The sequence below is a fragment of the Flavobacterium chilense genome (assembly GCF_001602525.1).
GTDB lineage: Bacteria > Bacteroidota > Bacteroidia > Flavobacteriales > Flavobacteriaceae > Flavobacterium > Flavobacterium chilense.
In genome coordinates, this window is the sequence record NZ_LSYT01000004.1 from 222,630 (window position 1) to 236,151 (window position 13,522).

The window sequence follows — 13,522 nt, forward strand, 5'->3', positions numbered from 1 at the left end:
GTTCTATTCTGTTTTCTTTTTTTCTAAAACCATATTGGTCAGTTTACAAAGCGAAATCAGATTTCCGGCTTCATCTGTAATTTTAATTTCCCAAAGATGAATACTTCTTCCTTTGTGAATAATTCTTGCTGTTCCAAAAACCCAGCCTTCGCGAATACTTTTTAAGTGATTTGCCGAAATTTCGATTCCGCGTACTTCCTGCTCTTTTGGATTAATAAAGAAAAATGATGCTGCGCTGCCTACACTTTCTGCCAAGGCTACAGAAGCACCTCCGTGTAAAAGTCCCATAGGTTGGTGAACTGAAGGATTTACTGGCATTTTTGCAGTCAAAAAATCATCTCCGGCATCTATATATTCTATTTTTAGCGTTTCCATTAGCGTGTTTTTAGAAAATTCATTACAACGCGCTAAAACCTGCTCTTTTGTATAATTCATTTAAATTAGGCTTTAAAATCGTAAAATTAAAGAAAAGAAGAGATACAAATTAGAAAATCCAATTCTAAATTAAAAATCATCGGTAAACGTGTAAGTTTTTTGTTATTTTTACAAAAAGATTCAATTACAGATCTGATGCCGAAATAGCTTTTTTTGCTACAGGTTTTACAGATTTAAAAAATTTATACAGCCAAAATCTCTAGCAAAAAACTAAACCTATTCAAATGCGTCAACACTTTGTCTTCTTAATTTTCGGAATAATTATAGCTTTCAGTTCTTGTCGTACTGATTTTGATACCGTTGCCAGTTCCGGAGATTTAAAGTTTTCAAAAGATACTGTTTATCTTGATACCGTATTTAAAAATATTGGTTCCAGTACCTATCAGCTCAAAGTTTACAACCAAAGTAAAAATGATATTTCGATTCCGGTGATTCAGCTTAAAAACGGTTTAAATTCTAAATACAGAATGACAGTTGACGGAATGAGCGGAAACAATGGCAAAATTTTTAAAGACGTCACACTTTTAGCCAAAGACAGTTTGTATATTTTTATAGAAACAACAGCAGATATTACAGACGCCAATCCAACAGACTTTTTATATACTGATAAAATTCAGTTTGACAGTGGTGCTAATCTTCAGGAAGTTGCTTTGGTCACGCTGATTCAGGATGCTGTTTTCCTATATCCAAAACAAAATGCCGACGGAACTAAAGAAAAAATTCAAATTGACGGAAAAGCAGTTGATGGTTTTTATCTGAACGAAAGCGATCCTGTAAACGGAAATGAATTACTCTTTACCAACAAAAAACCATACGTGATTTATGGCTTTGCAGGCGTTCCCGAAAGCAAAACCGTAACTTTTGAAGCCGGAGCAAGAGTTTTTTTTCATGCTAATTCCGGACTTTATATAGATAACAAAGCAACACTTCAGATTAATGGAGCTGTATCTGCAACAGATAAATTAGAAAATGAAGTAATTTTTGAAGGCGATCGTTTAGAATCTCTTTACGATGATATTCCCGGACAGTGGAACTCTGTGATCTTATCAAAAGGAAGCAAAAATCATTTGATAAACCACCTTACTTTAAAAAATGCAATTACAGGTTTAAACCTAAATAATCCGGACAACACAACGACAATTCAAATTAAAAACACGCAGATTTACAATTGCGCCGAATATGGAATTTTAGCTCAAAATGCCCGTATTAACGGAGAAAACATTGTGATTAATTATGCCGGTTTAACAAGCTTATCATGTGTTTATGGTGGAAATTATATTTTTACCCATTGCACGTTCAACAACAACTGGCAAAGCAGTGCACAGTTTGCCGTTAACTTAAGTAACAGTCAGGCTGGCGCAACTCCGGAAACAAATCCGTTGACACAAGCTACTTTCAACAATTGTATTATTTATGGTTCCGGTACTAACGAATTTAATTTGAATAAAAATGCCACTACTCCATTTGTCTATCAACTGAATAATTGCTTATTGAAATTTAGCAGCTCAAGCACAAATCCTGATTATCAGTTTAAAACAGATGCAGTGCATTACAACCAAATCATTTTAAATGAAAATCCGAAATATTATAATGTTTCTAAAAATCAACTGAACATTGATAAAACTTCTGCTGCTTTCGCGAAAGGGAATCCGGCTTATATAATTTCGCAAGATATTTTAGGAATTACAAGAACTTCCCCGCCAGATTTAGGCGCTTATCAAAGTAAAAATTTCCCTTCTAAATAAAATCAGAAGTTTAAATAAGTTTCTTTGAAATTGTGAACGCAGACTTTTGTTGTCAGAGTCTTCATATTATGTTTAAAACCAAAACATAATCATCACTTAACACGTTTTTTGCTTTAAAGCTGTAATCTTGCCCTAAGAACTAAACGTATTAATTTTAAGACTTTAAGTCGCAATTTTAACCTATTTATTTATGAAAAAAAACTACTTTTTTCTCTTTTCCCTGATTTTCACATCTGCCTTTGCACAAATTCCAACAGGATATTATGATACGGCAACAGGAACCGGGTATGCATTAAAAACGCAATTGTACAATATTATTAAAGGCCATACGGACAATGGATATGGTGGACTTTATGTAACGTACGCCACATCAGACCTTGATCATTTTTATGAAAATGATGGTTCGGTTTTAGATATGTATTCAGAAAATCCATCAGGAACAGATCCTTACACATACAGTATTGCTACTACTCAAAGATGTGGTAATTACGTTAAAGAAGGCGATTGTTATAACAGAGAGCACATTATTCCACAATCTGTATTTAGTGAAAAATCACCAATGGTTGCCGATGCTCATTTTATCACACCAACAGATGGAAAAGTTAACGGAATGCGCTCGAATTATCCTCATGGTGTTGTAAACAACCCAACTTACACTTCTTTAAACGGAAGTAAACTAGGTTCAAATTCCACTGCCGGATATTCAGGAACTGTTTTCGAACCAATTGATGAATTTAAGGGTGACATTGCCCGAATGTATTTTTATTTTGCAACACGATATGAAAACACAATTGCGGGATATTCATACCCAATGTTTGACGGAACTTCGAATAAAGTTTTTACAGCAGCTTTCTTAAATATTCTTCTAACCTGGCATAAACAAGATCCGGTAAGTCCGAGAGAAATAGAACGAAACAATGCTATTTATGTTCGCCAGAACAACCGAAATCCATTTATCGATCATCCCGAATATGTAAATCAAATCTGGGCAACTGAAGCAGATGATACTACACCACCAACTACACCTCTAAACTTAACGGTTACACAAAGCACTTCAAACTCAATAAGTTTAAGCTGGTCGGCTTCGACAGATAATGCAGGAATTTCAGGTTATGCGGTTTACGTAAACAATGTTTTTAAACAAAATGCAACGAGCACAACTGCTACAATATCTGGGTTAACACCTTCAACAACATATTCTTTTTATGTAATTGCAAAAGACACGTCAAATAATTTATCACCTCAAAGTACTTCTGTAAATGGAATTACAACTGAAGCATCTTCTGGAGGCGGCGGTACAATTACTAATGAAATTTTCTTTACAGAATATGTTGAAGGTTCTGGTAACAATAAATATCTGGAAGTTTCAAATTTCACAGGAAATACAGTCGATTTAACTAAATACACCATTAAAAAGCAAGTTAACGGGGCCGGGCCGTGGACATCTGCATCTGGACTTTCATTAACAGGAACATTAGCTCATGGTGCATCATACGTAATTGCATACAATCAGAGTGCTTCAACTTGTTTTAGTCCGGCAAATGCTAATCTATCAAGTGGCGCAACTGAACTTCAATTTAACGGAAACGATCCTGTTGGATTATTTAAAAATGATGTTTTAATTGATATAATTGGTACTTTAGGTAATACTGCTAACTTTTCTATTGATGAAACTTTAAGAAGAAAACCAACGATTTCTTCACCAAATACAACTTTTAATAAAGCTGCAGAATGGGATGTGTATCCTAAAGACACTTGCAGCGGATTAGGAAGCCATAGTTTAGCCAATTTAGGAACGGGAGATTTTGAATCTAATGTGTTTTCAATTTATCCAAACCCTTCAAATGGTCATTTTACTATTCAGCTGAAAGATTCAAATGAAGCTTCAAATATTGAAATAATATCAATTTTAGGACAAAGCGTTTTCTCACAAAAAAATAGTCTTAATTCATCAATAAACGTGAATAATCTTCAAAAAGGAATTTATATTGTACGTATTACTCAGGGTTCAAAAACAAGCAGTAAAAAAATAATTATCAACTAGCTAAGTTATTCTGGCTTAATATATCTCCCGCAAAGACTCTGATTTTCAAAAATCGTGTCTCTGCGGGATTATATTTGTAAAAATACCCGTAAGAAAATATTTCCAAAATTAAACATTGCTTAACGCTGCGTATTTATAAAAGTAGTAGATTTGTTACAATCCATTTTTAAATTTCTAAAAATCAGAGCATTAAAAACGAATTTAACCCCAAAATCTTAAACTACTATTTATGAAAAAAAACTACTTTTTACTGTTATTACTGTCTTTCAGCATTGGCTTTGCCCAAATTCCATCTGGTTATTACAATACTGCAACCGGAACGAGTTATACTTTAAAAACGCAATTGTACAACATTATTAAAGGCCATACAGATAATGGTTACGCCGGTCTGTACACAACCTATCAAACCTCTGACGTAGATAATTTTTACGAGAATGACGGAACTGTTTTAGATATGTATTCTGAAAATCCTTCCGGAACAGATCCTTATAATTACAGCACAGGGAGTACACAACGTTGTGGCAATTATTCTGTTGAAGGCGATTGCTACAATAGAGAACATATTATTCCACAATCGGTTTTTAACGAGCAGTCACCAATGGTTGCCGATGCTCATTTCATAACTCCAACCGACGGAAAAGTAAACGGAATGCGTTCTAATTATCCACACGGAACTGTCGCTTCAGCAACTTATACTTCTCAAAACGGAAGTAAATTAGGATCAAGCTCAGTATCCGGGTATTCAGGAACCGTTTTCGAACCAATCAACGCTTTTAAGGGCGATATTGCCCGAATGTATTTTTATTTTGCAACTCGATATGAAAATACTGTTGCTGGTTATTCTTACGCTATGTTTAACGGAACAAGCAACCAGGTTTTCACAACAGCTTTTCTGAATATGCTTTTAGCCTGGCATACGCAAGATCCTGTAAGTGCAAGAGAAATTGCAAGAAACAATGCTGTTTATGCACGTCAGGGCAATAGAAATCCGTATATCGACCACCCAGAATATGTAAATCAAATTTGGGGAGGAACGCCTTCTGGAGATACTCAGGCTCCAACTGCTCCAACAAGTTTGGCTTCAACATCAAAAACAGCAACTTCAATTACACTTTCATGGACAGCTTCTACAGATAATGTAGCCGTTACAGGTTATGATATTTATGCAAATAGTGTTTTAAAAACAACTGTTTCCGGCACAACCGCAACGATTACCGGTTTAACTGCTTCTACTGCTTATTCCATTTATGCAAAAGCAAAAGATGCGGCTGGAAACACTTCTGCGTCAAGCAATACGATTTCAGTTACAACCAACAACAGCGGAACCGGAACTGCAACAGATTTACTTTTCTCTGAATACATTGAAGGTTCTGGAAATAACAAAGCGTTGGAAATTGCTAATAACACTGGAAGTTCTGTAAGCTTATCTGCTTACACTATTAAAAAACAAACAAACGGGGCAGGTTCTTGGAGCACAGGTTTAGCTTTGACTGGCACTTTGACAACAGGAAGTAAATTTGTAATTGTAAACAGTTCTATGTCTTCTGCTTGTTTTTCTACAAGTGCAGCCAATATTTCTACAACTGCAACTGAATTGACTTTTAACGGAAATGATGCTGTAGGTTTATTCAAAAATGGAGTTCTAATTGACATCATTGGAACTTTTAATGGAGGAACAGCCAATTTTGCTGTTGATGTAACTTTAAGAAGAAAATCGACAGTAACTTCTCCAAGCACCACTTTTAATTTGAGTGCTCAATGGGATTCCTTTTCACAAGATACTTGTAATAATTTAGGAAGCAAAAAAGTACCACAGGCAGAAGAAGAAATTGTGGAACTTTCAAATGAAATTGTTGTTTTTCCTAATCCTTCAAACGGATTGTTTAATGTTATTTTAGATAATTCAAACTCTTCTTATTCGGTAGAAATTCTTTCTTTTTCCGGACAGAAAGTTTACGAAAAACAAAATACTACAGATCCTGTTATTTCGGCAAATCATCTTTCGAGTGGTATTTATGTTCTTAAAATCGAAAAAGACTCAAAAACGATTATTAAAAAGATAGTCATCAACTAAATATTTTTTTTTCACGCAGATTCAGCAGCTTAAACAGATAAAGATTTTAATAAACATTGACACAGATTTATTAATAACTCTAAACAAAAAATCTGCTGAATCTGCGTGAAACTAAAAAAATACTCTTTTGCGACAATCCCTTAAAACAAGCAGATTCTTAATTTTTAACTTAATTTCAAATCAACATCATTTTTTTAAAAAGAGTTTGTTATCAAATTTGCGCTTACTATTTATTTAAACTAAATTTGCAGCTCAATACAACAAACTACACATCACAATGATCCATTTCTTTGAAAACCAAAGCAAAACTGTTTTTGCCGTACAAACGCAAAACGAAATTTCAGCTCAAGACATTTCAAAATTAAACTGGCTTTTTGCCAACTCTAATAAGATCGAAAAATCCGCACTGACGGATTTTTTTGTTGGTCCACGCGCCACTATGATCACACCCTGGAGTACAAATGCTGTAGAAATTACTCAAAATATGGGTATTCCGGGCATCATCAGAATCGAAGAATTTTTTCCGGCTACGGAAGATTTCACAGATTTTGATCCAATGCTTTTTCAAAAATTCAACCAATTAGATCAGGAGATTTTCACGATAAACATTCAGCCGGAACCAATTCTGGAAATTGATGATATCGCAACATACAATAAAGTAGAAGGTTTAGCTTTAAGCGAGGAAGAAGTAGATTACTTAAACAATCTTTCAACAAAACTTGGAAGAAAATTAACTGATTCTGAAATTTTCGCTTTCTCTCAGGCAAACTCAGAACACTGTCGTCACAAAATTTTCAACGGAACTTTTGTAATTGATGGTGAAGAAAAAGAGACTTCTCTTTTTAAATTAATCAAAAAAACATCTCAGGAAAATCCTAACGATATAGTATCTGCTTACAAAGACAACGTTGCTTTTGTAAAAGGACCAAAAGTGCAGCAATTTGCACCAAAATCGGCAGACAAACCTGATTTTTACGAAATAAAAGAATTCGATTCTGTTTTATCTTTAAAAGCAGAAACACACAATTTCCCAACAACTGTTGAGCCTTTCAATGGAGCCGCAACAGGTTCAGGAGGAGAAATTCGTGACCGTTTAGCCGGAGGCCAAGGTTCTTTGCCATTAGCCGGAACTGCTGTTTATATGACTTCGTATTCTCGTTTGAAATCCTTCGACTCCTCTCAGGATTACAGGTCTTGGGAAAATGCAATGGAAGAAAGAAAATGGTTATACCAGACTCCAATGGATATTTTGATCAAAGCTTCAAACGGAGCTTCTGATTTTGGAAATAAATTTGGTCAGCCGCTAATTACAGGTTCGGTTTTAACTTTCGAACATTCAGAAAACGACCGTAAAATTGGTTACGATAAAGTAATCATGCAAGCGGGTGGAATTGGCTACGGAAAATTAGATCAGGCTATTAAAAAGAAACCACAAGTAGGCGATAAAATCGTAATTCTTGGAGGAGAAAATTATAGAATCGGGATGGGTGGTGCTGCGGTTTCATCTGCAGATACAGGAGCTTTTGGTTCAGGAATTGAATTAAATGCTATTCAGCGTTCAAACCCTGAAATGCAAAAACGTGCTGCAAACGCGATTCGTGGTTTGGTAGAAAGCGACAATAACCCAATTGTTTCGATTCACGATCACGGAGCTGGAGGACACTTAAACTGTCTTTCGGAATTGGTAGAAGAAACGGGTGGTTTAATCGATTTAGATAAATTACCTGTTGGAGACCCTACTCTTTCTGCAAAAGAAATTATCGGTAACGAATCTCAGGAAAGAATGGGATTAGTTATTGGTCAAAAAGATATTGATACCTTACAAAGAATCGCCGACAGAGAGCGTTCGCCAATGTATCAGGTTGGAGATGTAACGGGAGATCACCGTTTTACTTTCGAATCAAAATCAAATGGTTCAAAACCGATGGATTATGCTTTAGAAGATTTCTTCGGAAGTTCGCCAAAAACGGTTATGACAGACAAAACTATTGACAGAAAATATGCTGATGTTGCATACAACACAGGAGATTTCGAAAGTTATTTAAAAGACGTTTTACGTTTAGAAGCAGTTGCCTCAAAAGACTGGTTAACTAATAAGGTGGACCGTTGTGTGGGTGGAAAAGTAGCTAAACAACAAAACGCCGGACCATTGCAATTGCCTTTAAATAATGTTGGGGTTATGGCGCTGGATTATTTAGGAAAAGAAGGTATTGCAACTTCTATTGGCCACGCTCCTATTGCCGCTTTGATTGATCCGGTTGCAGGAAGCAGAAATGCTATTGCCGAATCGTTATCAAACTTAGTTTGGGCACCAATTATTAATGGTTTAAAAGGAGTTTCATTATCCGCAAACTGGATGTGGGCTTGTAAAAATGAAGGTGAAGACGCTCGTTTATATGCTGCTGTTGAAGGTTGTTCTGAATTTGCAATCGAATTGGGAATCAATATTCCAACAGGAAAAGATTCACTTTCGATGAAACAGAAATATCCAAATGACGAAGTAATTGCGCCAGGAACAGTTATTATTTCGGCTGCCGGAAACTGTACAGATATTAGAAAAGTAGTGGAACCTGTTTTACAGAAAAACGGAGATTCAATTTACTATATCAATTTGTCTCAGGATGATTTCAAATTAGGAGGTTCTTCTTTTGCACAAATCAGAAACACAATTGGAAACGAAACTTCTACTATAAAAGATGCTTCTTTCTTTAAAAATGCTTTTAATACGATTCAGGAATTAATCGGTGAAAACCAAATCTTAGCAGGTCACGATATCGGAAGCGGTGGTTTAATCACTACTTTATTAGAATTGTGTTTTGCTGATGTAAACCTTGGAGCTAAAATTGATTTCAGCGCTTTCGCGGAAAAAGATTTATTGAAAATCCTTTTCGCTGAAAACATCGGAATCGTATTCCAGGCTAAATCTGATGCAACTGTTGAAGCTAAATTGAATGCAAACAACATCGAATTTTTCAAATTAGGAAAAGCGACAACTACTGAGACTTTAGACCTTGGACTTTGGACTTTAGACATAAAAGCTTATAGAGACATTTGGTTTGAAACTTCTTATTTATTAGATCAAAAGCAATCTAAAAACGGAAGAGCTCAGGCACGTTTTGAAAACTATAAAAATCAGGTTTTAAACTATACATTCCCTGCACATTTTACAGGAAAAAAACCAGTAATCGATGCTTCACAACCAAGACCAAAAGCAGCTATTATTCGTGAAAAAGGAAGTAATTCTGAGCGTGAAATGGCAAATGCTATGTACTTAGCAGGTTTTGATGTAAAAGATGTTCACATGACGGATTTAATTTCTGGTCGTGAAACGCTTGAAGATATTCAGTTTATTGGTGCTGTTGGAGGATTCTCTAATTCAGATGTTTTAGGTTCTGCTAAAGGTTGGGCTGGAGCTTTCTTATACAACGAAAAAGCAAAAACAGCTTTGGATAATTTCTTTAAAAGAGAAGACACTTTATCTGTTGGAATCTGTAACGGATGTCAGTTATTTATGGAATTGGAAGTTATTAATCCAGAACATGAAGTTCACGGAAAAATGCACCATAACGAAAGCCAAAAACACGAAAGTATCTTTACTTCTGTAAAAGTTCAGGAAAACAACTCGGTTATGTTATCAACATTGGCCGGAAGTACTTTGGGAGTTTGGGTTTCTCACGGAGAAGGTAAATTTAAATTGCCTTATGCAGAAGACCAGTACAACATCGTTTCTAAATATGCTTACGAAGGTTATCCTGCAAACCCTAACGGATCTGACTACAACACAGCAATGATGTGTGACAAAACAGGAAGACATTTAGTAATGATGCCTCACATTGAGCGTTCGACTTTTCAATGGAACTGGGCACATTATCCAAAAGACAGAAATGACGAGGTTTCGCCTTGGCACGAAGCTTTTGTTAATGCCAGAAAATGGATTGAGAAAAACTAAAAAATATATTTTTACTAAAGCGCCCGAATTTTATCGGGCGTTTTTTTTTGCCATAAATTACACAGATTAGCACAGATTTTTTCTACATGAAAAAAATCTGTGCTAATCTGTGGCTATAAAAAAATAATTCGTGAATTCGTGGCTATAAATCATTTATTTTAAAACATACTCTTCATTTAAAAAATGCCCCAATGCTATCCCCAAATAGCCGGAGCATTTTTTTAATTTCTAAAAGCTGTGGTAATACCTGTTACAATATTCGAAGCACCATAAGCAAATAAACCTGAAGCAACTGCATTTTGACCTGCAAAAAATTGATTTTCTGCAATAGCATTACTAAAGAATAATCCGCCTGCAGCACCTGCAATTAGTCCAATACCAATTAATGTAACAGTCCACCATGGTTCCGGATCCGGTGGCGGCGGAGGATTTTTCCAAAAACGTTTCCACCAGCCCGGGTATCTGGTTCCACACCATCCCATTGCTAAAAACAAAGCAGTTTCCATAATTTTATCATTTAATCTACGCCTACTCTTTTGCTTTTCGGCTTCCGCATTTAACTGAGGTAAAATTAGATCAGCTGTAATGTAAATTAACAAGGCATATTACGGTTTTTTGAAGGGGAAAAACCCGCTTTTTTATGCTTTAACCCATTCGCTAATTTTACTTTTGGACAAAAAAATGCTGACATAAAAGAAATTATTTCTGACGAAAAAGCTATTGAAAAATCAGTTTTTAGCAACATAGTATTTTTATAAAAATAAAATAACTCATTCTTATAATCTGATTTCATTTTCTATGGAAATTTAAAGTATATTCGCCAAAAAATCATGCCACCGATTTTTTTTTGCGTTTCCAAAAACACTTAAACCTACATAGAATGAAATCAATACACTTATTGCTTACTGCCTTATTTTTTGTTGCCACCTCATCGTATTCGCAAGTTCAGGTAGATCAGATTAGTTACAATGGCCGCGATCATTTTATTACCACTACAATTGGTTATCCGGTTCCGGGAACTTATATCCCTACAGGCCAAAAACAACCCATGACTTTACTTAATCCGGATGGTACCGGCGTTATTCAGGCTGATGATTTAAGTAAAAAAAAGATCAACTGGGGAATCGAATGTACTGATGAAGGTATTCCGGTTTTTAAAGAAGGATTCAATAGTGCCTCTTATACATTCTGGTACAGAACAAACGATAGTGATACCTGGGCATATTCTCAATTCTCTATACATTTTACCAAGAAAAAAATGTTTTTAATGGGAGAAAGAGTAAAAGAATATGTTGATTATAATGTGCAATAAAATAACACAAAATTAAATTTTTCTTGATTTTTCTAAAATTTACTACAAAAAAGAAAACGTTTTCGTTGATTTTTAAGAGTACCTATAATTTTTCCCATAAAATTGCATAAAATTAAAAATTATACCTATTTTTTATTTAATTTGCGGTAAAATTCAATATATTAAACATGGTTTCAATCACACGCCTTTTTGATTTTCCCTATTATCAACAAGAAACTTATAACCTTCCGGTTGCCCTAGCAACTAAAAAAAACGGAGTCTGGGAAAAAACATCTAGCCAGGAATATATTGCAAAAGCAAATGCTGTTTCGAGAGCATTATTGCGCATGGGCGTTCAAAAGGATGATAAAATTGCCCTGATTACCTCTAACAATCGCACTGAATGGAATATCATGGATATTGGTATTCTGCAAACGGGAGCACAAAACGTTCCTATTTACCCCACAATTGCCGAAGAAGATTACGAATATATATTAAACCATAGCGGTAGTATTTACTGTTTTGTATCTGATACAGAAGTATTGGATAAAGTAAATGCTATTAAAGCAAATGTTCCAACATTAAAAGAAGTTTATTCTTTTAATGAGATCGAAGGCTGCAAACACTGGACAGAGTTATTGACTCTGGGAGAAGATGCAAGCAATCAAAATGAAGTTGATGCCAGAAAAGACAGTATTCATACAGATGATCTGGCTACTATTATCTATACTTCAGGAACTACAGGAAGACCTAAAGGTGTAATGCTGTCTCATAAAAACATTGTTTCGAATGTTCTGGACAGTGCACCAAGAATTCCTTTTGATCCGGGAAAAAGTTCTGCATTGAGCTTCTTACCTATTTGTCATATTTTTGAAAGAATGATTTTATACATCTATCAATTCTATGGTGTTTCTGTTTACTTTGGAGAATCAATTGATAAAATCAGTGACAACTTAAAAGAAGTACGTCCAACAGTTATTACGGCTGTTCCGAGACTTTTAGAAAAAGTTTACGATAAAATTTATGCAAAAGGAACTGAATTAACTGGTATTAAGAAAAAACTATTTTTCTGGGCTATTGATTTAGGTTTAAAATATGAGCCATACGGAGCTAATGGTTTCTGGTATGAATTTCAGTTAAAAATTGCCCGAAAACTTATTTTCAGTAAATGGAAAGAAGGTTTGGGTGGAAATTTAGAATTAATGGTTTCCGGAAGTGCTGCTTTACAGCCACGTTTAACAAGAGTTTTTGCCGCTGCCGAAATTCCGGTTATGGAAGGTTATGGTTTATCTGAAACTTCTCCGGTAATTGCTGTTAACGATCAAAGAAACAAAGGTTTTAAAATTGGAACTGTTGGAAAAGTAATTCGCAATGTTGAAGTTAAAATTGCTCAGGATGGCGAAATTCTTTGCAAAGGACCAAATGTAATGTTAGGATACTTTAAAGATCCTGAAAAAACAGCCGAAGCTTTACAGGACGGATATTTTCACACAGGAGATATTGGAGAAATTGACAGCGAAGGCTTCCTTAAAATTACAGACCGTAAAAAAGAAATGTTCAAAACTTCAGGAGGAAAGTATATTGCTCCACAATTGATTGAAAACGCGATGAAACAATCCCGTTTTATTGAACAAATTATGGTAATTGGTGAAGGCGAAAAAATGCCGGCAGCTTTTATTCAGCCAAACTTTGAATTTGTAAAAGAATGGGCAAAAATCCATAAAATTACTTTAGGAAGTACTGATGCTGAAATTAGTACAAATCCTGAAGTTGTTAAACGTATTGACAATGAAGTTGAAGAAGTCAACAAAAAATTCGGACACTGGGAACAAATTAAACGTTTTGAGCTTACTCCGGATGTTTGGTCTATCGATGGCGGACAACTTACTCCTACTCTTAAACTGAAACGTAAAATCATAAAAGAGATTTACAAAGATCTTTATGCTAAAATTTATGGTCAGAATTAAATCAAAATAATATAACC

At 35.0% G+C, this 13,522-nt stretch carries 9 protein-coding genes; 6 read left to right on the forward strand and 3 right to left on the reverse strand.

What is annotated here, in order from left to right:
• Window positions 1-3 precede the first annotated feature (3 nt).
• Complete coding sequence (locus tag A4F88_RS11915; protein WP_068842837.1) at window positions 4-435, reverse strand: PaaI family thioesterase; 432 nt, start codon at window positions 433-435, stop codon at window positions 4-6.
• 224 nt (window positions 436-659) lie between these two features.
• Between A4F88_RS11915 and A4F88_RS11920 the strand changes: the two genes are divergently transcribed.
• The 4 genes from A4F88_RS11920 to purL all read left to right on the forward strand — a co-directional run bounded on the left by A4F88_RS11920 (window position 660) and on the right by purL (window position 10,247).
• A complete protein-coding gene (locus tag A4F88_RS11920; protein ID WP_068842838.1) occupies window positions 660-2,180 on the forward strand; it encodes a hypothetical protein in 1,521 nt (506 codons plus the stop codon).
• Window positions 2,181-2,370: 190 nt separating this feature from the next.
• Complete coding sequence (locus tag A4F88_RS11925; RefSeq protein ID WP_068842839.1) at window positions 2,371-4,224, forward strand: endonuclease; 1,854 nt, start codon at window positions 2,371-2,373, stop codon at window positions 4,222-4,224.
• A gap of 229 nt (window positions 4,225-4,453) precedes the next feature.
• A complete protein-coding gene (locus tag A4F88_RS11930) occupies window positions 4,454-6,298 on the forward strand; it encodes an endonuclease (protein ID WP_068842840.1) in 1,845 nt (614 codons plus the stop codon).
• Between the two features lie 277 nt (window positions 6,299-6,575).
• A complete protein-coding gene (gene purL / locus A4F88_RS11935; RefSeq protein ID WP_068842841.1) occupies window positions 6,576-10,247 on the forward strand; it encodes a phosphoribosylformylglycinamidine synthase in 3,672 nt (1,223 codons plus the stop codon).
• A 221-nt stretch (window positions 10,248-10,468) separates the two neighbouring features.
• On the opposite strand, the gene A4F88_RS11940 is transcribed toward purL, so the two are convergent.
• Together A4F88_RS11940 and A4F88_RS11945 are read right to left on the reverse strand one after the other, a co-directional pair.
• Window positions 10,469-10,753, reverse strand: coding sequence for a hypothetical protein (locus A4F88_RS11940; RefSeq protein ID WP_143155050.1), 285 nt, complete (start codon window positions 10,751-10,753; stop codon window positions 10,469-10,471).
• Window positions 10,754-10,839: 86 nt separating this feature from the next.
• A complete protein-coding gene (locus tag A4F88_RS11945; RefSeq protein WP_068842843.1) occupies window positions 10,840-11,040 on the reverse strand; it encodes a hypothetical protein in 201 nt (66 codons plus the stop codon).
• Between the two features lie 87 nt (window positions 11,041-11,127).
• Between A4F88_RS11945 and A4F88_RS11950 the strand changes: the two genes are divergently transcribed.
• Window positions 11,128-11,559, forward strand: a complete 432-nt coding sequence (locus tag A4F88_RS11950; protein WP_068842844.1) for a hypothetical protein — start codon at window positions 11,128-11,130, stop codon at window positions 11,557-11,559.
• Window positions 11,560-11,726: 167 nt separating this feature from the next.
• Window positions 11,727-13,505: an AMP-dependent synthetase/ligase gene (locus A4F88_RS11955; protein WP_068842845.1), complete on the forward strand. Its 1,779-nt coding sequence runs from the start codon at window positions 11,727-11,729 to the stop codon at window positions 13,503-13,505.
• Window positions 13,506-13,522 lie beyond the last annotated feature (17 nt).

Excerpts from the sequence above, each read along its gene's own strand:
- A4F88_RS11950 (WP_068842844.1), top strand. The coding sequence starts at position 11,128 with ATGAAATCAATACACTTATTGCTTACTGCCTTATTTTTTGTTGCCACC.
- purL (WP_068842841.1), top strand. The coding sequence starts at position 6,576 with ATGATCCATTTCTTTGAAAACCAAAGCAAAACTGTTTTTGCCGTACAA.
- A4F88_RS11945 (WP_068842843.1), bottom strand. The coding sequence starts at position 11,040 with ATGAAATCAGATTATAAGAATGAGTTATTTTATTTTTATAAAAATACT.
- A4F88_RS11955 (WP_068842845.1), top strand. The coding sequence starts at position 11,727 with ATGGTTTCAATCACACGCCTTTTTGATTTTCCCTATTATCAACAAGAA.
- A4F88_RS11920 (WP_068842838.1), top strand. The coding sequence starts at position 660 with ATGCGTCAACACTTTGTCTTCTTAATTTTCGGAATAATTATAGCTTTC.
- A4F88_RS11930 (WP_068842840.1), top strand. The coding sequence starts at position 4,454 with ATGAAAAAAAACTACTTTTTACTGTTATTACTGTCTTTCAGCATTGGC.
- A4F88_RS11925 (WP_068842839.1), top strand. The coding sequence starts at position 2,371 with ATGAAAAAAAACTACTTTTTTCTCTTTTCCCTGATTTTCACATCTGCC.
- A4F88_RS11915 (WP_068842837.1), bottom strand. The coding sequence starts at position 435 with ATGAATTATACAAAAGAGCAGGTTTTAGCGCGTTGTAATGAATTTTCT.
- A4F88_RS11940 (WP_143155050.1), bottom strand. The coding sequence starts at position 10,753 with ATGGAAACTGCTTTGTTTTTAGCAATGGGATGGTGTGGAACCAGATAC.